Genomic DNA, 20,647 nt, shown 5'->3' with positions numbered 1-20,647 from the left:
GGCCCGCACGCCCCGCGCCCCTTGGCCCGCTCAGCAAAGCGGGCGGTTGAACTGGCCGATCATGTTGGCGAAGTTCTGGTTGTAGCGGTTGGCCGCGTCGACGATGGCCGAGCGGCCCATGCGGGCCATCGCACCGGTTTCCTTGCGCTTGAACACGCCGTCTTTGGCGTCCTTGATCACCGAGCGCGACTGGCCGATGAACTCGTTGATCTGCAGCATGCCACCGCTGCAGCTCTTGCCGTTCTGGGTCGGCAGCTCGGCGGTCTTCTTGCTCCAGCCTGCGGCCGAGTCGGCCACCAGCGCCAGCGAGGCTTCGAAGGCGGCCAGCGCCTGCGGGTCGTTGGGCGCGGCGAACAGTGCCATGGCGTCGGCGTGGTTGAGCTTGCCGTGGTAGATCAGGCCGGCGCGGTAGTAGGCGGCGGTGTCCTTGGGCGCCTTCTCGAAGGCTTCCTTGGTGAGCGCCCGGTCGCGGGCGCTCAGGCCCTTGTCGAAGGCCGCTTCGGCCTGCGCGACGGTGGTGAGCGCGGCCAGGTAGTCGGCGCTCATCTGGCGGGCCTTGTCGCCGTTGTCGGCGAGGTAACCCTTGGAATTGGCGTAGTCGTTCAGCTCGCGGCTCAGGGGCGACAGCACCTTGAGCGCGGCCGAGAAGGCCTTGGCCGATTCGTCGATCTCGGGCAGCGGCGCGGCGATGGCGGTGGCGGCATCGAGCTTCTTCGCCGAGCGGTCGACCAGGATGTCGTTCTGGATGCGCAGGCTGGTGAGCGGCGCCTTGGCCTGCAGCAGCGGCACCTGGCCGGTCACGTAGCTTTCGCGGGCTTCCTGGAACGAGGTGCGCAGGTTGTTCGAGACGTCGACGTAGAGGTTGTACTTCTCGACGAGCTGCTGCTGGTCGTTGCCGGCCTGGGCGGCGGGCTTGGCTTCGGCGGAAGCGGGCGGGGCCGTCTTGTCCGTCTTGTCGCCGCAGCCCGCGACGAGCGCCGACACAGCGACGAGGGTGGCACCCAGCAGGGCTTGGTAGTTCTTCATTCTTTCATTCCCTCCATTGAAAAAAACAGCACGGGCAGGCCGCGGGATGGCGGCTTGCCGGAAAAACATCGTGGGGAGGAGCGCCGCTGCCTGAGGACAGCGGTCGAGGGGGCGGGATGGGTCAGACGGCTGTGGCCGCGCTGCGCCGGTAGAAGGCGAGCGAGCCCGCCAGCGCCAGCAGCATGCCGCCGCAGGCGCGGTCGATCCAGCGCGTGGCCGACACCGTGAGCAGCCGGATCGCGCGGGCGCCGACGAAGGCGTAGGCCAGCATCACCGCCATGTCCAGCCCCGCGAAGATCAGCGCAATGATCAGGTACTGCGGCGCCTGCGCGGCGGTCGGGTCGATGAACTGCGGCAGCAGCGCCGAACAGAAGATGTAGCCCTTGGGGTTGGTCACCGCCACGAGGAACGACTTGAAGAAGATGCGCCGGCTTTCGACCGCCGTGAGGGTGGCCGCGGCGTCCGCGCTCGGCAGCTGGAAGCCGCCCTGGGAGCGCAGCATGCGCAGCCCGAGCCAGGCCAGGTAGACCGCGCCCACCCACTTCAGCATCGAGAACCAGAACTCCGAAGCCGCCAGCAACGCGCCCAGTCCGAGCGCCACGGCGCCGACCAGCACGAAGTCGGACAGCACCGCGCCGAGCATGCCCGGCAGCGCCCGCCGCACGCCGTGGCGCGAACCGTTGCTCAGGGCCAGCAGCACCGTGGGGCCGGGCGTGGCGATGGCCGCGAAGGCCACGATGGCGAACAGCAGGGCGGTGGCGAGCGTCATCGGGGCGTCTTTCTTCGGATGGGTTTCTTCTTCAGATCTTCTTGACCAGCACCTGGCTCTTGCGGTCCCAGTTGTACTTGCGCTTGCGCGCCTCGGGCAGCCAGTCGGGGTTGACCTGCTGGAAGCCGCGCTTGAGGAACCAGTGCATCGTGACCGTGGTGAGCACGAAGATGCTTTCCAGGCCCATGGCCTTGGCGCGGTGCTCGATGCGCTTGAGGATGCGTTCGCCGTCGCCCTGCGACTGCGACTGCGGCGACACCGTGAGCGCGGCCATCTCGGCGGTTTTCGCCTCGGGGTACGGGTACAGCGCCGCGCAGCCGAAGATCACGCCGTCGTGCTCGATGACCGTGTAGTGGCCCACGTCGCGCTCGATCTCGGTGCGGTCGCGCTTGACCAGCGTGCCGTCGCGCTCGAAGGGTTCGATGAGCTGCAGGATGCCGCCGATGTCGTCCACCGTGGCTTCGCGCAGGCTCTCGAGCTTCTCGTCGATGACCATGGTGCCCACGCCGTCGTGCACGTAGATCTCGAGCAGCAGCGAACCGTCGAGCGCAAACGGCAGGATGTGGTTGCGCTCCACGCCACCCTTGCAGGCCTTCACGCAGTGCTGCAGGTAGAAGGCGGTGTCGGTCGGCTTCTGCGCGGGCGGCAGCGAGGCCAGCAGCTTCTCGGCGGCGGCCAGCGGCAGCTCGGTGTCGATCGGGTTGTCTTCGCTCTCGGGCAGTTCGCTGTCCACGCGGATGCCCGGCACTTCGGTCAGGAAGATCAGCTTGTCGGCCTGGATCGAGATGGCCACGCTGGTCGCCACTTCTTCCATCGTCAGGTTGAAGGCCTCGCCGGTCGGCGAGAAGCCGAAGGGCGACATGAGCACCATCGCGCCGAAGTCGAGCGTGCGGCGGATGCCGGCCGCGTCCACCTTGCGCACCAGGCCCGAATGCTTGAAGTCCACCCCGTCGACCACGCCCACGGGGCGCGCGGTGATGAAGTTGCCCGAGATCACGCGCACCGTCGAGCCGGCCATGGGCGTGTTGGGCAGGCCCTGGCTGAAGGCGGCTTCGATCTCGTAGCGCAGCTGGCCCGCGGCCTCCTGCGCCGAGTCGAGCGCCACGGCGTCGGTGATGCGGATGCCGTGCGAGTACTTCGCCTCGTGGCCCTTGGCCGCCAGCTGCTCGTTGACCTGCGGGCGGAAGCCGTGCACCAGCACGATCTTGACGCCCATGCTCTGGATCAGGGCCAGGTCCTGCGCGATGTTCTGCAGCTTGCCCGCCGCGATGGCCTCACCCGCGAGCGCGACCACGAAGGTCTTGCCGCGGTGCGTGTGGATGTAGGGCGCGACCGAGCGGAACCAGGGCACGAAGGTGAAATTGAAGACGGTGGACATGGGGCGTGATTGTGCATTCTTGGCAAGGTTTTGGTGCAGCGCGTCATGCCAGGGCGCGCAGCAGCCGGCCGGCCCCGGCCGCGGCGGGCGTGCCGCGGGCCTTGAAGGCCTCGAGCTGGTCGGCGTAGGCGTCCAGCGGCTCGACCGCCGCCTCGGCCGCACCCGCCGGGGCGGCTGGTGCCAGCGGCAGGCCGAGCAGTCCGGCGAGCTCGTCCGGTGCGATCGAACCGTGCGCCATCAGCGCATCGACCACCGCCATGAAGGCGGTCGCGTGCGCTTCGAGCAGGCCGAGCGCGCGGGTGTGTTCGCGCGCCAGGATGGCCTCGATCTCGCGGTTGGTGGCGGCCACGTCGGTGTTGAGGTTGTCGTTCGAATCGGTCGTCACGTCGGTGCGGCTCCAGCGCGTGCCGAAGCCCAGATGGCGCACATGGCGCGCTGCCGTGGCGGTGGCCTGCATCAGGTCGCGCTCGGCGCCGGTGGTGCAGCCCGATTCGCCGAACACCAGCCGCTCGGCCGCGCGGCCCGCCAGGCTCACGCAGACGCTGTCCAGCAGGTTGCGCTTGGACCAGGCCTTGCGCTTCACGTAGCTGTTGTAGCCGCCCTCGAACGAGGCCACGTTGATGCGGATCTCCTGTGGCGCGCGGCCGAAGAGCAGGGCGTACACCAGGCCGTGGCCGGCCTCGTGCACCGCGAGCAGCGCACGGAAGTCGGCGTTGGCGCGCTGCTTGAGCCGGTTCAGCTCCAGCGCCACCGGGAACTCGCGCCGCGCCAGCCGGAAGCGCGCGACCAGGCGCGGGCCGCCGGGCGTGACCTCGCCGGGGTCGAGCATCAGCCACACGGGCTCGCTGCCGTGCGCGCCCTGTTCGAGCGCCCACAGCGCGGCATTGACCAGCGTCGCGCTCAGGATCGCGTGGATCGACGAGAACAGCGGGCGCGTGCCCTGCGCCGGGAACACGGCGTTGGCGTAGATCTGCTCGTACACGCTCGCGTCGAGCACGAAGCGCACGCCCGAGCTTTCCTGGATCTCGCTCACGTAGCGGTCGCAGATCGACAGGATCAGGCGCACGTAGGTGGCGCGGCTGAACGACGGGTAGATCACGTGGTTGTTGCCCAGCCGCGCGACCTGCTCGGGCTTGAAGCGTTCGGCCAGAGCCTTCTTCACGTCGATGAGCGAGAGCTTCTTCGTCAGCGCGTGGAAGATGTCGGCGTCGGTGTCGCAGTCTTCCACCCGCTTGGCGGTCTCGGCGTACATCTCGTCGAGGTTGCCCGAGACGAAGACCAGCAGCTTGGAATAGTCGGTTTCCCAGTTGTCCTGCGAGGCGCGGAAGGCGCGCAGCCGCGCCTGGATCTCGTCGGGCTTCCAGGTCATGATTTCGAGCAGCGACTCGCGCAGCTTCAGGCAGCGCTTGAACTCCTGCGCTTCCCAGGGCGAGAGCTGCAGGCGGCGCTTGCGCTTGGTCTTGCCGGCCTTGGCAGCGTCTTCCTCTTCGTCTTCTTCGTCGTCATCGGTGCGGCGGTCCTGGTCGTACTCGGCCCAGGCCAGCGACGACTCGATCTCGCTGAGCACCGACAGCGACGGCGGCAGGCGGCCGTCCGAGAGCAGCGCCCACACGTCCTGGTAGCGCTCCACGCGCGCTTCCTTGCCGCTGGCGTCCACGGTGCGAAAGCGCTGGAACTCGTCGAGCACGAGGATGCCGGGCGCGCCCTCGGCGATGCCCGACTCGGCCAGCATGGCCGAGATGGAGCCGGCGGTGCGGTGGCCCGAGCCGTGGCTGAAACCGTCCATCTGCACTTCGATGAAGCGGTCGTAGAAGCCCAGGTGCTGCGCCAGGCGCCGCACGAGCTGCGTCTTGCCGGTGCCGGTCAGGCCCCACAGGCAGATGACGACCGGGCGGCTGATGAGCTGCGGCAGCACGTACCAGGCGCGCAGCGAATCGATCACGCGATCGATGATCTCGTCGATGCCGAACAGCTCGGCCTTCAGCGAATGGGCAATGGCCTGCAGGTGGCGCGTGCGCTCGGCCAGCGTGGCGTGCAGGTCGCGGGAAATGTCTGGATGCGACATGAGGTTCTTTTTTCTTCGAATGATTCGGGACACGGAAACAGGAATGCGGCCGCTGCTCCACGCGAGATGCGGGGAGGGCGGTGGTGCAGGCGCTGTGCGGGTCAGGCTGGCGCGCTTCGACCGAAGTGAAGCGCGAGCGGTGGGCGTTCAGTTCCGCGAAGGAAGCTGAAGCCGGCGCGCGGGCTTCGTCAGGCCGGGCGGGTCGCCTTGACCCCGCCGCGTGCAAGGACGCGGCTTGCGCAGCGGATGCGCATCGAAAGGGGGGCAAGGAAGGAGGTCATGGCCGCGATCGTAGCGGCGGCATGCGGTAGAGTAAAGAGTCTTTACGAAATTTTCTGCGCCACCTGCTGCATGCCGCCTCGCTGTGGATGCCATGCAACAGCGCCGGGGCCCCGCGATAATTGGCGGTTTGCCCGCCTGCCGCCGCGCGCCACGACCGACGACTGCCTTGCCTTGACGACCCTCACACCTCCCGCCCCCCTGCGCATCGAGTTTCCCGAATCGCTCCCGGTCTCCGGCCGGCGCGAGGAGATCATGGCCGCCATTGCGGCGCACCAGGTCGTGATCGTCTGCGGCGAAACGGGCTCGGGCAAGACCACGCAGCTGCCGAAGATCGCGCTGGCGCTCGGGCGCGGCAAGCTCAACGCCGAGCCCGGCAAGGGCCGCCTCATCGGCCACACGCAGCCGCGACGCATTGCCGCCAGCTCGGTCGCCAAGCGCATCGCCGAAGAGCTGAAGACGCCGCTGGGCGACGTGGTCGGCTTCAAGGTGCGCTTCCAGGACCGCCTGAGCCGCGACGCCTCGGTCAAGCTGATGACCGACGGCATCCTGCTGGCCGAGACGCAGACCGATCCGCTGCTCAAGGCCTACGACACGCTCATCATCGACGAGGCCCACGAGCGCTCGCTGAACATCGACTTCCTCTTGGGCTACCTGCGCGAGATTCTTCCGCGCCGGCCCGACCTGAAGGTGATCGTCACCTCGGCCACGATCGATGCCGACCGCTTCGCGCAGCACTTCGCTTCGGCCAAGGGCCCTGCGCCGACGATCATGGTGTCGGGCCGGACCTTCCCGGTCGAGCAGCGCTACCGCCCGTTCGAGGAGTCGCGCGAGCACGACCTGAACGACGCCATTGCCGACGCGGTGGACGAACTCTGGCGCGATCCGCACAACGCCGGCGACATCCTGATCTTCCTGCCCGGCGAACGCGAAATCCGCGAGGCGGCCGACCACCTGCGCCGCCACGTCAGCCACCAGCCGCTGTTCCGCAATGCCGAGGTGCTGCCGCTGTTCGCGCGGCTGTCGGGCCCCGAGCAGGACCGCATCTTTGAAAGCCACCACGGCCGGCGCATCGTGCTGGCCACCAACGTGGCCGAGACCTCGCTCACCGTGCCGGGCATTCGCTACGTGATCGACACCGGCACGGCGCGCGTGAAACGCTACAGCTTCCGCAGCAAGGTCGAGCAGTTGCTGGTCGAGCCGATCAGCCAGGCCGCGGCCAACCAGCGCGCGGGCCGATGCGGCCGCGTGGCGAACGGCATCTGCATCCGCCTGTACGACGAGAAGGACTTTGCGGGCCGCCCGCGCTTCACCGATCCGGAAATTTTGCGTTCGTCGCTCGCGGGCGTGATCCTGCGCATGAAGTCGCTGCGACTGGGCGACGTGGCGCGCTTTCCGTTCCTCGAAGCGCCGTCGCCGCGCGCGATTGCCGATGGCTACCAGCTGCTGAATGAGCTGGGTGCGGTCGATGACGCCAACGAACTCACGGCCACCGGCGCCGAGCTGGCGAAGCTGCCGCTCGATCCGCGCGTGGGCCGCATGATCCTGGAAGCGCGTACGCGCGGTGCGCTCGAGGAAGTGCTCGTCATCGCCTCGGCGCTCAGCGTGCAGGACGTGCGCGACCGCCCGATGGACGCGCAACAGCAGGCCGACCAGGCGCATTCGAAGTTCGACGACGAGAAGAGCGAATTCAGCGGCTACCTGCGGCTGTGGAAGTGGATCGCCGACGCGCGCGGCGGCCACGGCGACACGCACAAGCTGAGCAACCGCCAGTACGAACAGCTGCTGCGCCAGAACTTCATCAACATCCGCCGCGTGCGCGAATGGCGCGACATCCATTCGCAGCTGCTCACGGTGGTCACCGAGCACAAGTGGCGCATCAACGCCACGCCGGCCGGCTACGAGCCGCTGCACCTGTCGATGCTCGCGGGCCTGCTGGGCAACGTCGGCTGGAAGCTCGAGGACGACGAGGCGTACCTCGGCGCGCGCGGCATCAAGTTCTACAAGCACCCCGGCGCGCATCTGAAGAAGAAGCCGGGGCGCTGGATCGTCGCGGCCGAACTGGTCGAGACCACGCGCCTGTTCGGGCGCGGCATCGCCAACATCGAGCCGCAGTGGCTCGAACAGGTGGCGGGGCATCTGCTGAAGAAGCAGCTGCTCGATCCGCACTGGGAAAAGAAGGGCGCGCAGGTCTCGGCGCTGGAGCGCGCTACGCTGTACGGCCTCGTGGTCTACAGCGGGCGGCGCGTCGATTTCACCAAGGTCGATCCGGTGTCGGCGCGCGAGATCTTCATCCGCGAAGCGCTGGTCGGCGGGCAATGGGAAAGCAAGTTCCCCTTCCTCACGGCCAACCGCAAGCTGGTGCGCGAGGTCGAAGGCCTGGAGCACAAGGCGCGCCGCCAGGACGTGCTGGTCGACGACGAACTGATCTTCGCCTTCTACGACGCGCAGCTGCCGGCCGACGTGGCCAGCGGCATCACCTTCGAGAACTGGTACCGCCACGCCTCGAAGGACCAGCCGCGCCTGCTGTTCCTCACGCGCGACGAGCTGATGCGCCACCAGGCGGCCGGCATCACCACGCAGTCGTTCCCGCCCACGCTGCGCCTGGGCGGTGTCGACTGCGCCGCGAGCTACCTGCACGAACCGGGCGATGCGAAGGACGGCCTCACGGTCAGCGTGCCGCTGTTCGTGCTCAACCAGGTGAACGAAGAGCGCTGCGAGTGGCTGGTGACCGGCATGCTCAAGGACAAGATCCAGGCGCTGCTCAAGAGCCTGCCGCAGCGCCCGCGCTCGCGGCTGGTGCCGCTGCCCGAGTCGGCCACCAAGCTGGCCGAGGAGCTGTCGGCGCCCGAACTCTTCGGCACCGGCTCGCTCACCGACGTGCTGCTCAAGCGCGTGCGCGACCTCACGAGCATCGACGTGAAGCGCGCCGACTTCAAGCTCGACATGCTCGCGCCGCACCTGTTCATGAACCTGCGCATCGTCGACGAGCACGGCCGCCAGCTGGGCATGGGCCGCAACCTCGGCGCGCTGAAGGCCGAGCTGGGCGCGCAGGCGCGCGGTGCGTTCCAGGCGCTCGCGGGGCTCAACGTGAAGGCGTCGCCGGCGCCCAAGGCTGCGCCTGCGAACGGGGGCCAGGCCCCGGCGAAGAGCGCCGCGCCCGAGAAGGCCGCACCCACGCTGCCCGCCGGCCAACGCTACACGAGCTGGACCTTCGGCGAGCTGCCCGAGCTGATGGAAGTGCGGCGCGGTTCGCAGTCGCTCATCGGCTTCCCGGCGCTGCGCGACGAGGGCGATGCCGTGACCATCGAGGTGTTCGACGAGCCCGCCGTGGCCGCCGCCAAGCACCGCGCGGGCCTGCGTCGCCTGTTCGCGCTGCAGCTGAAGGACGCGCTCAAGTACCTCGAGAAGAACATCCCCGACCTGCAGAAGATGTCGGTCGCCTACATGCCGCTGGGCACGTCGGAAGAACTGCGCACGCAGATCATCGACGTGGCGATCGACCGCGCCTTCCTGCAGGAGCCGCTGCCGACCGACGAGTTCGCCTTCAAGAAGCGGCTCGAGGAAGGGCGCGGGCGGCTCACGCTGATCGCCAACGAGGTGGCGCGGCTCGCGGGCGTCATCCTCGTGGAGTACGCGGCGGCGGCGCGCAAGATCAAGGACACGAAGATCCAGCCCGACGCGGTGCAGGACGCGGCGCAGCAGCTGCAGAAGCTCGTGGGCAAGCGCTTCATCGCCGACGCGCCGTGGACGCAGCTGCAGCACTTCGCGCGCTACCTCAAGGCCATCGTGCTGCGCCTGGACAAGCTGCGCGCCGACCCCGCGCGCGACATGGCCAAGCTGGCCGAGCTGAAGCCCCAGGAGCAGCGCTACTGGCGCCTCGTGGCCGAGCGCAAGGGCGTGGTGGACGAGCGCATGCTCGAATTCCGCTGGCTGCTCGAGGAGCTGCGCGTGAGCTTCTTTGCGCAGGAGCTGCGCACGCCGCAACCGGTGAGCGTGAAGCGGCTCGACAAGGCCTGGGCGCAGCTTCAGGCGTAAAAAAAAGCCCGCGGCGACGCGGGCTTTTTTCATGGTGGCGCGGGCGCTATATGCGGCCCATGAGCACGAGGATCACCAGGATCAGCACCACGAGCCCGAGGCCGCCGCTGGGCCCGTAGCCCCAGGACCGGCTGTAACCCCAGCTCGGCAGCGCGCCGATCAGCAGCAGGATCAGGACGATCAGCAGAATGAACGAGAGGGACATGTTTTTTCTCCTGGGACGTTGTTGTCACGAGCCTCCATGCTCATCGTCCCGGGGCGCTGCGAGCGCCGGAGAGCCGCCCCTGACGCGGTCAGGGCTGTCCTACCGTGGGCGTCGGCGCTTTACCGGTGCGCCTGCCAGCAGGAAGTGCATGGCCACGCCCACGGCCAGGAAGATGGCCCCCAGCCCGCCGACGATGGCGGCGCCGCCCCACAGGTCGAAGAAGCCGTCGAGGCGGGCGTCCTGCGGGTTCGCGGGGTTGAAGAACACGCCCACGACTTCGCCCTTGTCGTAGGCCGGCGGGTTGCTGCTGCTCGACGGCGAGAACTCGACGATCGCGCCCGACGGCAGCGTGAAGCGCACCAGCGGGCGCCACGTCGGCGAATTGCTGCGGCTCGAACTTCCCGCGGACTGCAGCGCGATCACCTCGCCCTGCGCCTTGCTGGCCGATGCGATGAACTTCGTGGTGTTCTGGTAGAGCAGCCAGCCGCCGAGGAGCATGAGCGCGCCGACGAGCGTGAAGATGCGCGTGATGAGGCGGGTGGGGTTCATTCGGGCGGCTTTCAGCTGCGCATCCACTCGGCCGACAAGGTGCCCACGGCGGCCAGCACCAGGCTCGACACCAGGAAGGCCGCGGCCCCCAGCGTGGCCAGCAAGGCCCGTCGCCAGGGGCGCGTGCGAAAGAGATAGACCGGAATGCCCAGCAGCGGAAAGATGCCTGCGAGCAGCGCCGAGCGACCAGGCGCGGGCACGCCGCGCGCGAGGCCGTCGGCCCGGCACCACGTGTAGCACAGCGCCGAGATGAGGAACACATGCGCCACGTCCAGCGCGGTGTAGTCCTTGCCGCGCAGCGGCGGCAGGAACGCGTCGGCGATGCCCACCACGAGGAACGACAGGCCCAGGGCCAGCAGGATCCAGCGCGGCCGGTTCATCGTCATCGCGGTGCCTGGATAGCGGCCGCCGGCGTCAGAGCTTCGCGAGGCGGTCGAGCGCGGCGAGCAGCGTCTCGTCCTTCTTGGCGAAGCAGAAGCGCACCACGCGCTGGTCGAAGCCGTCGCCGTAGAAGGCCGACAGCGGAATCGCCGCCACGCCGATCTCGCGCGTGAGCCAGAGGCAGAAGTCGGCCTCCGACAGATCGCTCACGGCCGAGATGTCCACGCACTGGAAGTAGCTGCCTTCGCTGCGCAGCAGCTTGAAGCGGGTCTTCTCGGCCAGGCCGGCCGCGAACAGGTCGCGCTTGCGCTGGTAGAAGGCCGGCAGTTCCAGGTAGGGCTCGGGCCGCGCCATGTACTGCGCCAGCGCGTGCTGCATCGGCGTGTTCACCGTGAACACGTTGAACTGGTGCACCTTGCGGAACTCGGCCATCAGCGGCGCGGGCGCGGCCACGAAGCCGACCTTCCAGCCGGTGACGTGGTAGGTCTTGCCGAAGCTGCTGACGATGAAGCTGCGCGCCGCCAGGCCGGGGAAGCGCGCCACGCTTTCATGGCGCGCGTCGTCGAACACCATGTGCTCGTAGACCTCGTCGCTGATCACGAACACGTCGGTGGGCGCGAGCAGGTCTTCGAGCTGGCGCATCTCCGCCTCGGTCCAGACCGTGGCGCTCGGGTTGTGCGGCGTGTTGATGATGATCGCGCGCGTCTTCGGCGTGAGCGCGGCGGCGATCTTGTCGAAATCGGGGCGGAAGGTGCCGGGCACGAGCGGCACGCGCACGACCTTGCCGCCGGCGAGGTCGATGTTGGGCACGTAGCTGTCGTAGCAGGGCTCCAGCACAATCACTTCGTCGCCGGGGCGCACGATGGCCAGGATGGCCGTGATGATGGCCTGCGTGGCGCCGGCCGTGACCGTGATCTCGGTTGCGGCGCTGTAGCGGCGGCCGTAGAGCGCCTCGATCTTGGCGGCGATGGCATCGCGCAGCGACGGGATGCCCGGCATCGGCGGGTACTGGTTGTGGCCGGCCGCCATGGCGGCGGTCACGTCTTCGAGCAGCTTCGGATCGCAGTGGAAATCGGGGAAGCCCTGGCCGAGGTTCACGGCATTCTTCTCGGCCGCGAGCGTGGACATCACGGTGAAGATGGTGGTGCCGACAGCCGGCAGCTTGGTGGTGATCTCGGGCGTACGGGGAGAAGACGAAGGGGTGGCGGTGCTCATGGTCGGTCGTCGCGGGGGAAAAAGCGAAAGGTCAGAGTTCGTAGTCTTGTTGATGGCCGCTCAGGGCCTTCGCGATCAGGTTGCGGTCGAGCCGGTCGGAGAGCAGCTCGGCGAACTTGAAGACGAAGTTGCGCAGGTAGGCGCTGCGCTTGAAGGCGACGCGCGCGATGTTCTGGCCGAACACATGGCCCATCGGGCGCACCACGAGGTCGGCGTTCGACTCGTCGCGCACCGCCATCTCGGCCACGATGCCCACGCCCAGGCCCAGGCGCACGTAGGTCTTGATCACGTCGGAATCGATGGCTTCGAGTGCGATGCGCGGCGTGAGCTTCTTCTGCGCAAACGCATGGTCGATGCGCGTGCGGCCGGTGAACGACGGGTGGTACGTGATGATTGGCTCGCTCGCGAGGTCTTCGAGCGACACGCGTTCCTTGGCCGCCAGCGGATGGTCCTTGGGCAGCACCAGCACGTGCTGCCACTCGTAGCAGGGCAGCGTGACCAGCTCGGCATAGCCGTCGAGCGATTCGGTGGCGATGCCGATCTCGGCGATCTCGTCGATCACCATGCGCGCCACCTGGTCGGGCGAGCCCTGGTGCAGGCTCACGTTGACCTTCGGGTAGGCCTCGCGCAGGTTGGCCACGGGCACTGGCAGCACATAGCGCGCCTGGGTGTGGGTGGTGGCGATGGAGAGGGTGCCGCTGTCCTGCGCACTGAACTGTTCGCCGATGCGCTTGAGATTGCCCACCTCGCGCATGATGAGTTCGATGCTGGCGATGACGTGCTGGCCGGGTTCGGTGATGCGCTTCAGGCGCTTGCCGTGGCGGGCGAAGATCTCGACGCCGAGCTCTTCCTCGAGTTCGATGATCGCCTTGGAGACGCCGGGCTGCGAGGTGTGGAGCGCCTTGGCCGCCTCGGTGAGGTTCAGGTTGCGCCGCACGGCTTCCTGAACAAACTTGAACTGGTGCAGATTCATATCAAATTCCGTCTGATTGCGGAATTCATTATGCCTTTGAAGTCTATAAAAATGACCGGGACTTCAGGATTTGATGGCAATCCGGGCCAGCAAAGCGACCAGTTCGGGCGATTCGCCCACGATCGGGGCCAGCGAGAAGTCCACGTCGGGCCAGCGCAGGCGCAGGGCGTCGAGCTGCAGCGGCAGGTCTTCGCGGGCGTGCTTGCCCATGCCCAGGAACAGCGGCACCACATGCACCGCGGTGGCGCCATCGGCGATCAGGGCGGCGGCGGCGGTTGGCAGGTCGGGGGCTGCCAGTTCCATGTAGGCGCAGCTCACGCGCACCGTGGGGTCATCTTCGCGCATGCGGGCGGCCACCGCCTCGATGGGCTCGCGCCAGCGCGCGTCGCGCGAGCCGTGCGCGAGCAGCACAGTGCCCGGCACCTGCGTGGTCATCGCCTCAGGACCAGCCAGCTGAAGGCTGTGAGAGACAGCACCGAATAGATCAGCCCCGGCGCCGCCGCCGTGAGCCAGGGCGACCAGTTGCTCAGGTTGCCGAGGTAGCCGAACACGTTGTTCAGCAGGAAGAAGCTGATGCCGATCATCACGCCGCCGAACACGTAGGTCGTGATGCCGGCCTGGCGGAAGTGCAGGTAGGCGAAGGGCAGGGCGAGCACCACCATCACCAGGCACGACAGCGGATAGAACACCTTGCGCCAGAACTCGATCTCGTAGCGCTGCGCGGTCTGGCCGTTGGCGTTCAGGTGCCGGATGTAGTCGAACAGGTCGATGGTGCTCATGCGGTCGGGCCGCAGCAGCGCGACCGACACCATTTCGGCCGTGAGCGAGGTGGGCCAGTCCATCTTCTCGACATGGGTGGTCGTGATGCGGGCCTTGTCGGCGCTGCGGGTTTCGTAGTCCTGCTGCTCGACTTCGGACAGCACCCACTTGTCGTCGAGGATGCGGGCCGACTTGGCCATGAGCTGCTTGCTCACGTAGCCGTTGCCGTCGAACTCGAAGATGCGCGTGTTCTGCAGCGAGCCGTCGCGAGAAATCGACAGCACGTTGACCGCATACGACGTGTCGCCGCGCTTTTCCTTCAGCCAGGCGCCGGTGTTGCCCACGAGCGAATAGGTGCCCTGGTAGCGCGACTTGAGCAGCTGGCCGGTGCGTCCCGACAGCGGCGCGATGTAGTCGCCGATGGCAAAGGTGAGCACGACGAAGCCCAGCCCCAGCAGCAGCAGCGTGCGCAGCGCGCGCCACGGGCCCAGGCCGCTGGTGCGCAGGATGGTGTATTCGGAGCTTTGCGCCAGCCGCGCCATCACGAAGATGCAGCCGATCAGCACCGTGATCGGCAGCAGTTCGTACAGGTGGCTGGGCACCAGCAGCAGCACGTAGATCAGCGCCTGCACCGGGCCGTAGGCCAGGCTTTCGGGCTTGCCCACGGACTGCAGCTCGTCGACGAAGTCGAAGAAGAAGAACAGGCTCAGGAAGCCGAGCGTCACGAAGGCCACGGCCTTCAGTGCCTCGACGTAGATCAGTCGGCGGATGGTTTTCACGAGGTCGGGTCGATCCGGGAAGGCGGTACGGCCGGCAGGGCGCCGGCCGTGGCGGCGCTGGCGCGGGCGCGGGCCTGTCGGCGGGCCGACCAGTTGTTGTTGCGCAGCGTGAGCCAGGCCGTGGCGAAGAGGAAGACGCCGCCATGCAGCAGCAGCATGAAGGAGCCCATGCCGTAGCGGCCCGAGCTGATCCAGCTCTGGCCCAGGTTCAGCAGGTTGTAGTAGACGACGAAGGCGAACAGCGCGAACACCAGGTTGCCGCTGCGTCCCACGCGCGGGTTGACGCTGGACACTGTCAGCGCCAGCAGCACGAAGTTGATGGCGGCCAAGAGCATGCCGAAGCGCCAGCCCAGCTCGCCCAGGCTGGCATCGCTGCGGTCGCGCAGCAGCGAGAGCGTGGAGCGCGCGCGCGTGGGCGTGCTGTCGCCGGTGGCGTTCGAGCTGCCGCCAGCACGCGTGCCGTAGGTCTTGAACTCGCTGATCTTCAGGCCCGATTCCGTGAACAGCGGGCGCTCCAGGCGCTGGCCGTTGCTCAGCAGCAGGAAGCGGTGGTTGTCGATGTCCTCGATGCGGCCGCTGCGCGCCGACGTGGTGATCTGCAGCCCACGCTCGACGGCCCAGATGAACACGTTGGTGGCGGTGGCGCCGTCGGGCGTGTCCTTGTCGATGAAGAACACGCGCAGCCGGCCCGAGGACTCGCGGAACTCACCCGGCGTGACGCGCTCGATGTCGCTGCGCTGCTCGTACTGCTGGCGCATGCCGATGGTCTGCGAGTTGGCCCAGGGCCAGCCCACCAGCGCCATGGCTGCGATGAGCAGCAGCACAGGCCAGGCGAAGCGGAACAGCGGCTGGACGAAATCGGCCAGGCCGCGCCCGCTGGAGAACCAGATCACCATTTCGCTGTCGCGGTACATGCGCGAGAGCGTGCCGACGATGGCGATGAACAGGCTCAGGCTCAGGATGGTCGGCATGTAGCCGAGCACCGTGTACGCCATCACGAGGAAGACCTCCTGCGGGTTCACGCTGCCCTTGGACGCCAGCCCGAGCGTACGGATGAGCATCATGGTCATCACGATGGTGACCAGGACGACGAGGGTCGCTCCGAAGCTGCGCGACAGCTCCTTGCGTAGGGAAGAATGGAATAACATCGTTCGAGGAAAAAAAGGATTATGGACTTTCAACTCAAGACCCTCACCGTCGCCCAGGCCGCCGCCGAGAAATCCGACCTCCTCATCGTGCTCGTCGGCAGCGCTCTCCCCACCGCCAAAGACCCCGTTTCCGTGCTCGCCGCCAGCGCCCGCAAGGCCGGCGACCTGCCCGACAAGGCCGGCAAGCTGCTCGCGCTGTACCGCCCCGAGACCGTGGTGCCCTCGCGCGTGCTGCTGGCCGCCATCGGCGACGGCAAGGCCGCTTCGGTGCGCAGCGCCGTGAGCGCGGCGGTTGCCGCCGCCAAGGCCCACGGCCCCAAGCGCGTCGTGATCGTCTTCGCGCAGCCGGCCGACGCCGCCGCGGTGGCCGCCGCCGTCACGGCCGCGGCCGATGCCAGCTATGTCTACACCACGACCAAGTCGAAGGCCGAGCCGCGCAGCATCCGCCACCTGACGCTGGGCGTGTCCGAGGCCGCCAGCCCTGCCGTCACCAAGGCCTTCGACGACGCCCGCGCCACGGTCGCCGGTATCGAGTTGGCCAAGGAGTGGGGCAACCGTCCCGCCAACCACGCCACGCCCACGCTGCTGGCCGAAGCCGCCAAGGGGCTGGCGAAGCTGCCGCGCATCAAGTGCGAGGTGCTGGGCCCGAAGGAGGTCGAGAAGCTCGGCATGGGCGCGTTCGCCGCCGTGGCCCAGGGCTCGGCCGAGCCGCTGCGCTTCATCGTGCTGCGCTACCAGGGCGGCGCGAAAGACGAGGCCCCCGTGGTGCTCGTGGGCAAGGGCATCACCTTCGACACCGGCGGCGTCTCGCTCAAGCCCGCGGCCGAGATGGACGAGATGAAGTTCGACATGTGCGGTGCCGCCAGCGTGCTCGGCACCTTCCGCGCGCTGGGCGCGATCCAGCCGGCGATCAACGTGGTCGGCCTGATTCCTTCGTGCGAGAACATGAACGACGGCAAGGCCGTCAAGCCCGGCGACGTGGTCACCAGCATGAGCGGGCAGACCATCGAGATCCTGAACACCGACGCCGAAGGCCGTCTCATCCTGTGCGACGCGCTCACGTATGCCAAGCGCTTCGACCCGGCTGCCGTCATCGACATCGCGACGCTCACAGGCGCCTGCGTGGTGGCTCTGGGCGGCGTGCGCAGCGGCCTGTTCGCCAGCGACGAGTCGCTGGCCTCCGCGCTCGAGTCGGCCGGCGAGGCCTCGCAAGACCGCTGCTGGCGCCTGCCGCTGGACGACGACTACGCCGAAGGCCTCAAGAGCAACTTCGCCGACGTGGCCAACATCGCCGGGCGTGCCGGCGGCGCGATCACCGCGGCCAAGTTTCTGCAGCGCTTCACGGCCGACTACGCCTGGGCGCACCTGGACATCGCAGGCACGGCCTGGAAGAGCGGGGCGGCCAAGGGCTCGACCGGCCGGCCCGTCGGCCTGCTGGTCTCGTACCTGACGAACCGCGCGGGCAGCAGCAACGCCGCTGCCGCCGCGCCGAAGGCCGGGAAGGCCGCCAAGCCTGCAAAGAAGGCCGCTTCGCCCAAGGCCCCGGCCAAGCCGGCCCGAAAGGCCCGGTCCGCGCAGTGACCGACATCGGCTTTCACTACAACGCGCCGGACAAGCTCACCTACGCTTGCCGGCTGGTTCGCAAGGCCGTGAACACACGCGGCCTGCGCGTGGTGGTGGTGGGCGATGCGCGCGCGCTCGACACGGTCGATGCCGCGCTCTGGCAGCTGTCGCCGGTCGACTTCGTCGCGCACTGCCGCGCCGACGCGCCGGCCCATGTGGTGGCGCGCTCGCCCGTCATCCTGTGCGCCGAAGGTTCGGACGCGGCCTCGCTGCCGCACCGCGAGATGCTGGTCAACCTGGGCCTCGAAGTGCCGGCCGGCTTCGAGCGCTTCGAACGCATGATCGACATCGTGAGCGACGAGGCCAACGACCGGCAGGTCGGCCGCACCCGCTGGCGCCACTACGCCGACCGGGGCTACACGATCCAGCCGCACGATTTCGCAAGGAGCGCTTCCTGATGGCCAGCACGCTGCGCACGCCACCCCGGTTCGTCCCGACGCTGACGACCGTGCTCGAGATTCCGGCCGAGCCCGTGCCGGTCGCCGAGGCGGTGCGCCCTTTAGTTCCAAGTATTGGAGCACCGGTGTCGCAGCCTCCGCCGCCCGACCCCGCAAGCGCCGTGGCCTTGCCGCCGTCGGTGTCGCTCACGCCGGCCGAAATCGTCAGCCTCGAAGAGCAATTGCTGCACCGCGTGCTGCAGCGCGTCGACCTGTCGCTGGAGGAGCGATTGAGCGACGCCGTGTCAGCTGCCGTTCAGCATCAGCTCGACGAAATGGTGCCGCGTCTGCGCGGCGAAATCGAGGCCGTGCTGCGCGCGCTCGTCATCGAATCCATGGCCGCTGAACTCTGTGAAAACACAGGGGAAAACACAGGGTCTACGCCAACTTCCGGCGCATAAATCCTCGGCTAAACTGCGCCGCAGGTCGGAATGGCGTGAGGGTGCCGCTGGTCTGCGGCGCGAAACTTGCGAGGTCTGAACGCCCGGATCGAACGACCGGTTTTTATATCTTTTCATCCAAGTTCTGGAGGTTCTCATGCAATTGAAATGGACTGCGGTCGCACTGGCTGCACTCACGCTCGTGGCTTGCGGCAAGAAGGAAGAAGCTGCTGCTCCGGCGGCACCGGCACCCACGGCTGCGGCTCCGGCCCCTGCTGCGCCTCCGGCTGATGCCCTGGTCGTCAAGATCGGCCACGTCGGCCCGACCAGCGGTCCCATTGCCCACCTCGGCAAGGACAACGAGCTCGGTGCCAAGATGGCCATCGAAGACCTGAATGCAAAGGGCTTCAAGATCGGCGACAAGGTTGCCAAGTTCGTGCTGGTTCCCGAAGATGACGCTGGCGACCCGAAGCAGGGCACCGCCGTCGCCCAGAAGCTGGTCGATGAAAAGGTCAACGGCATCGTCGGTCACCTGAACTCGGGCACCACGATCCCCGCTTCCAAGCTGTACAGCGACGCCGGCATTCCGCAGGTCTCGCCGTCGGCCACCAACCCCAAGTACACCCGCCAGGGCTTCAAGACCACGTTCCGCGTGGTGGCTGACGACACGCAGCTGGGCGGCACGCTCGGCAAGTACGCCGTCGAAACGCTCAAGGGCAAGAACATCGCCGTGATCGACGACCGCACGGCCTACGGCCAGGGCGTTGCCGAAGAGTTCGAAAAGGCTGCCAAGGCGGCAGGCGCGACCATCGTGGGCCACGAGTTCACGACCGACAAGTCGACCGACTTCAACGCCATCCTGACCAAGCTGAAGGCTGCCAAGCCCGACGTGCTGTTCTTCGGCGGCATGGACGCCGTGGGCGGCCCGATGCTCAAGCAGGTCAAGCAACTCGGCCTGAACGTCAAGTTCATGGGCGGCGACGGCCTGTGCACCGGCGAACTGCCGAAGCTGGCAGGCGACGCCATCGGTGAAGACATGGTGGTCTGCGCCGAAGCCGGCGGTGTCGACGGCGACTTCAAGCAGCCGCTGGAAGACTTCAAGGCCAAGTTCAAGACCAAGAACGGCGTCGAAGTGCAGATCTACGCACCGTACGTGTACGACGCGGTCAACGTGCTGGCCGAAGCCATGGCCAAGGCCGGCTCGTCCGACCCGGAAAAGTACCTGGCTGAAGTCGGCAAGGTGCAATACAAGGGCGTGACCGGCCCGATCGCCTTCGACGAAAAGGGCGACATCAAGAACGGCGCCCTGACGCTCTTCACCTACAAGGGTGGCGTGCGCACGCAGATCGCCGTGGTGCGCTGATCGCATTGCAGCCAACGACCCTTCACCGGGTCGTTCCATGACAAAAGGGCCCTCGGGCCCTTTTGTCATTCAGGGGTGCGCGCAGCCGTGGCGCGGGCCTGTCGTCAGAGCGCGGCCAGGCCCGAGGGACGGTCCGCGTTGCAGTACTCGATGAAGGCGTCCAGGTCGCGCGACTTGTCGAACACCGCGTCGGCGCCCAGGGCCTGGCAGCGCGTGCGGATGTCGGGGGTGACGTAGTTGCTCAGCACCACGACGCGCTGGTGCGGGCCGCGCTCGCGGCAGCCCGACAGCACGCCCAGGCCGGAGCCTTCCTTGAGGAACAGGTCGACGATGAGCAGCTGCCAGGCATCGGGGTGGGCGGCGAGCCAGGCGAGGGCGCCCGATTCGGTTTCGGCATAGCCGACGACATGGCCGTTGACGAGGTCCTCGAGGGCCGGGACCAGGTTGTCCCTGATGGTCTTGTTGTCCTCGACGAGGAACGTGATGAGGGCCATGCCGCGGTTTTGATGTGTGAACCAATAGCGTAGCGTGGCGCAAGCGGTCTCCGCGTAGGAGAAGGGAGAACGACGCACGCAAACCGTGCGGAAACAACGGCGATCAGCGCTTGTCCGACGTCGCCTGGGTGCGGATGCGCGCCTTGAGCTGCTCGGCCAGCGCCTGGCTCTCGTCGCGCTCGGCGGTCACTTCGAGGCGCTTCTCGATTTCCTCGCTCAGCGCCGCATTCACTTCGGCCAGTTTCTCGGCCGACTGGGCGAGTTTTTCCTCGAGCTGGCTGGTGTGCTCGATGGCCTGCGCCACCTCGCCGACCTGGACCTCGTCCGGCAGTTCCTGCTCCAGCACGGTGCTCACGACGGCGAGGTTGTCCGAGGCGCGCTGCACATCGGCGGCCACCTGTTCGCTCTTTTTCAGGGTCTTGTCCAGCGAGGTGGTGCCGCGCGTCAAGGTGGGGGAAGGTCCGGCCATCGAGGCTCCTTTGCGGCAGGCGAAGTGGGGTGGAATGTCGGTCGATTCGATTCCGCGCATCGTACCGCCAGATGCGGCCTTGCTCAGGATTGGCAACGGTTGCTGCGGGGCAACAGGGTTCAGCCGAAGTCCTACGGAATCGGCCGCGAGTTTCGGACTGGGCCGATGGGGGATTTTTGCCGCCCCCGGGAAGATGCAGAACATCCTCTTCCCCCTCCAAGGCTCGCCATGATCAGACACGCACTCGTGATCGACCAGGTCGAACGCACCGGCCTCGCACTGGCCACCTTCATGCGCCACGCCGGGATGCCCGCCAC

The 20,647-nt window shown here is 67.7% G+C and carries 19 protein-coding genes; 5 read left to right on the top strand and 14 right to left on the bottom strand.

The window, feature by feature from the left end; translation table 11 throughout:
• Window positions 1–30: 30 nt before the first annotated feature.
• The 4 genes from AC07Y4_RS23325 to AC07Y4_RS23310 form a co-directional block, all read right to left on the bottom strand.
• Complete coding sequence (locus tag AC07Y4_RS23325) at window positions 31–1,026, bottom strand: DUF3829 domain-containing protein (protein ID WP_487846875.1); 996 nt, start codon at window positions 1,024–1,026, stop codon at window positions 31–33.
• 121 nt (window positions 1,027–1,147) lie between these two features.
• Window positions 1,148–1,795, bottom strand: a complete 648-nt coding sequence (locus tag AC07Y4_RS23320) for a LysE family translocator (protein WP_487846876.1) — start codon at window positions 1,793–1,795, stop codon at window positions 1,148–1,150.
• 31 nt (window positions 1,796–1,826) lie between these two features.
• The gene (gene argA, locus AC07Y4_RS23315) at window positions 1,827–3,173 is read right to left on the bottom strand and encodes an amino-acid N-acetyltransferase (protein WP_062470199.1); all 1,347 of its coding nucleotides are present in this window, start codon (window positions 3,171–3,173) and stop codon (window positions 1,827–1,829) included.
• A 43-nt stretch (window positions 3,174–3,216) separates the two neighbouring features.
• Entirely contained in the window at window positions 3,217–5,238 is a 2,022-nt protein-coding gene (locus tag AC07Y4_RS23310; RefSeq protein ID WP_487846877.1) for an AAA family ATPase, read from the bottom strand.
• A gap of 351 nt (window positions 5,239–5,589) precedes the next feature.
• On the opposite strand from AC07Y4_RS23310, the gene hrpA reads away from it, so the two are divergent.
• The gene (gene hrpA, locus AC07Y4_RS23305) at window positions 5,590–9,555 is read left to right on the top strand and encodes an ATP-dependent RNA helicase HrpA (RefSeq protein WP_487847331.1); all 3,966 of its coding nucleotides are present in this window, start codon (window positions 5,590–5,592) and stop codon (window positions 9,553–9,555) included.
• 46 nt (window positions 9,556–9,601) lie between these two features.
• Here the strand turns inward: hrpA and AC07Y4_RS23300 are convergent, their stop codons facing one another.
• From AC07Y4_RS23300 to lptF, 8 genes are all read right to left on the bottom strand, one after another.
• Entirely contained in the window at window positions 9,602–9,760 is a 159-nt protein-coding gene (locus AC07Y4_RS23300) for a DUF3309 family protein (RefSeq protein WP_070060790.1), read from the bottom strand.
• Window positions 9,761–9,859: 99 nt separating this feature from the next.
• Window positions 9,860–10,309, bottom strand: coding sequence for a DUF3592 domain-containing protein (locus tag AC07Y4_RS23295; RefSeq protein WP_487846878.1), 450 nt, complete (start codon window positions 10,307–10,309; stop codon window positions 9,860–9,862).
• An 11-nt stretch (window positions 10,310–10,320) separates the two neighbouring features.
• Window positions 10,321–10,695, bottom strand: coding sequence for a rard protein (locus AC07Y4_RS23290; protein WP_487846879.1), 375 nt, complete (start codon window positions 10,693–10,695; stop codon window positions 10,321–10,323).
• A 28-nt stretch (window positions 10,696–10,723) separates the two neighbouring features.
• Complete coding sequence (locus AC07Y4_RS23285) at window positions 10,724–11,905, bottom strand: pyridoxal phosphate-dependent aminotransferase (RefSeq protein ID WP_487846880.1); 1,182 nt, start codon at window positions 11,903–11,905, stop codon at window positions 10,724–10,726.
• Between the two features lie 31 nt (window positions 11,906–11,936).
• Window positions 11,937–12,878: a CysB family HTH-type transcriptional regulator gene (locus AC07Y4_RS23280; protein ID WP_062470216.1), complete on the bottom strand. Its 942-nt coding sequence runs from the start codon at window positions 12,876–12,878 to the stop codon at window positions 11,937–11,939.
• A gap of 63 nt (window positions 12,879–12,941) precedes the next feature.
• Window positions 12,942–13,313 (bottom strand): sirohydrochlorin chelatase, encoded by a 372-nt coding sequence (locus AC07Y4_RS23275; RefSeq protein WP_095745412.1) that lies wholly within the window; start codon window positions 13,311–13,313, stop codon window positions 12,942–12,944.
• The gene (gene lptG, locus AC07Y4_RS23270; protein ID WP_070060785.1) at window positions 13,310–14,416 is read right to left on the bottom strand and encodes an LPS export ABC transporter permease LptG; all 1,107 of its coding nucleotides are present in this window, start codon (window positions 14,414–14,416) and stop codon (window positions 13,310–13,312) included. Before lptG ends, AC07Y4_RS23275 begins: the two co-directional genes overlap by 4 nt.
• Window positions 14,413–15,564 (bottom strand): LPS export ABC transporter permease LptF, encoded by a 1,152-nt coding sequence (gene lptF / locus AC07Y4_RS23265; RefSeq protein WP_487846881.1) that lies wholly within the window; start codon window positions 15,562–15,564, stop codon window positions 14,413–14,415. The genes lptG and lptF overlap by 4 nt, the downstream gene beginning before the upstream one ends.
• A 21-nt stretch (window positions 15,565–15,585) precedes the next feature.
• Here lptF and AC07Y4_RS23260 point away from each other — a divergent pair, with 21 nt between their 5' ends.
• The 4 genes from AC07Y4_RS23260 to AC07Y4_RS23245 all read left to right on the top strand — a co-directional run bounded on the left by AC07Y4_RS23260 (window position 15,586) and on the right by AC07Y4_RS23245 (window position 19,367).
• Window positions 15,586–17,145 carry a leucyl aminopeptidase gene (locus AC07Y4_RS23260; RefSeq protein WP_487846882.1) on the top strand — a complete coding sequence of 520 codons (1,560 nt, stop codon included), beginning with the start codon at window positions 15,586–15,588 and terminating at the stop codon, window positions 17,143–17,145.
• On the top strand, window positions 17,142–17,585 hold the full coding sequence (locus AC07Y4_RS23255; protein ID WP_095948627.1) for a DNA polymerase III subunit chi: 444 nt from the start codon (window positions 17,142–17,144) through the stop codon (window positions 17,583–17,585). The genes AC07Y4_RS23260 and AC07Y4_RS23255 overlap by 4 nt, the downstream gene beginning before the upstream one ends.
• Window positions 17,585–18,025 carry a hypothetical protein gene (locus tag AC07Y4_RS23250; RefSeq protein WP_487846883.1) on the top strand — a complete coding sequence of 147 codons (441 nt, stop codon included), beginning with the start codon at window positions 17,585–17,587 and terminating at the stop codon, window positions 18,023–18,025. The genes AC07Y4_RS23255 and AC07Y4_RS23250 overlap by 1 nt, the downstream gene beginning before the upstream one ends.
• A 136-nt stretch (window positions 18,026–18,161) precedes the next feature.
• Entirely contained in the window at window positions 18,162–19,367 is a 1,206-nt protein-coding gene (locus tag AC07Y4_RS23245) for a branched-chain amino acid ABC transporter substrate-binding protein (protein WP_062470234.1), read from the top strand.
• A gap of 104 nt (window positions 19,368–19,471) precedes the next feature.
• Here AC07Y4_RS23245 and AC07Y4_RS23240 read toward each other — a convergent pair whose 3' ends face one another.
• On the bottom strand, window positions 19,472–19,861 hold the full coding sequence (locus AC07Y4_RS23240; protein ID WP_062470237.1) for a response regulator: 390 nt from the start codon (window positions 19,859–19,861) through the stop codon (window positions 19,472–19,474).
• A gap of 103 nt (window positions 19,862–19,964) precedes the next feature.
• Window positions 19,965–20,330, bottom strand: a complete 366-nt coding sequence (locus AC07Y4_RS23235) for a hypothetical protein (RefSeq protein WP_070060782.1) — start codon at window positions 20,328–20,330, stop codon at window positions 19,965–19,967.
• Between the last annotated feature and the right edge of the window lie 317 nt (window positions 20,331–20,647).

It is taken from the genome of Variovorax sp. GW460-12-1-14-LB1 (assembly GCF_059423605.1).
This window is presented reverse-complemented; position numbering and strand designations above follow the sequence as displayed.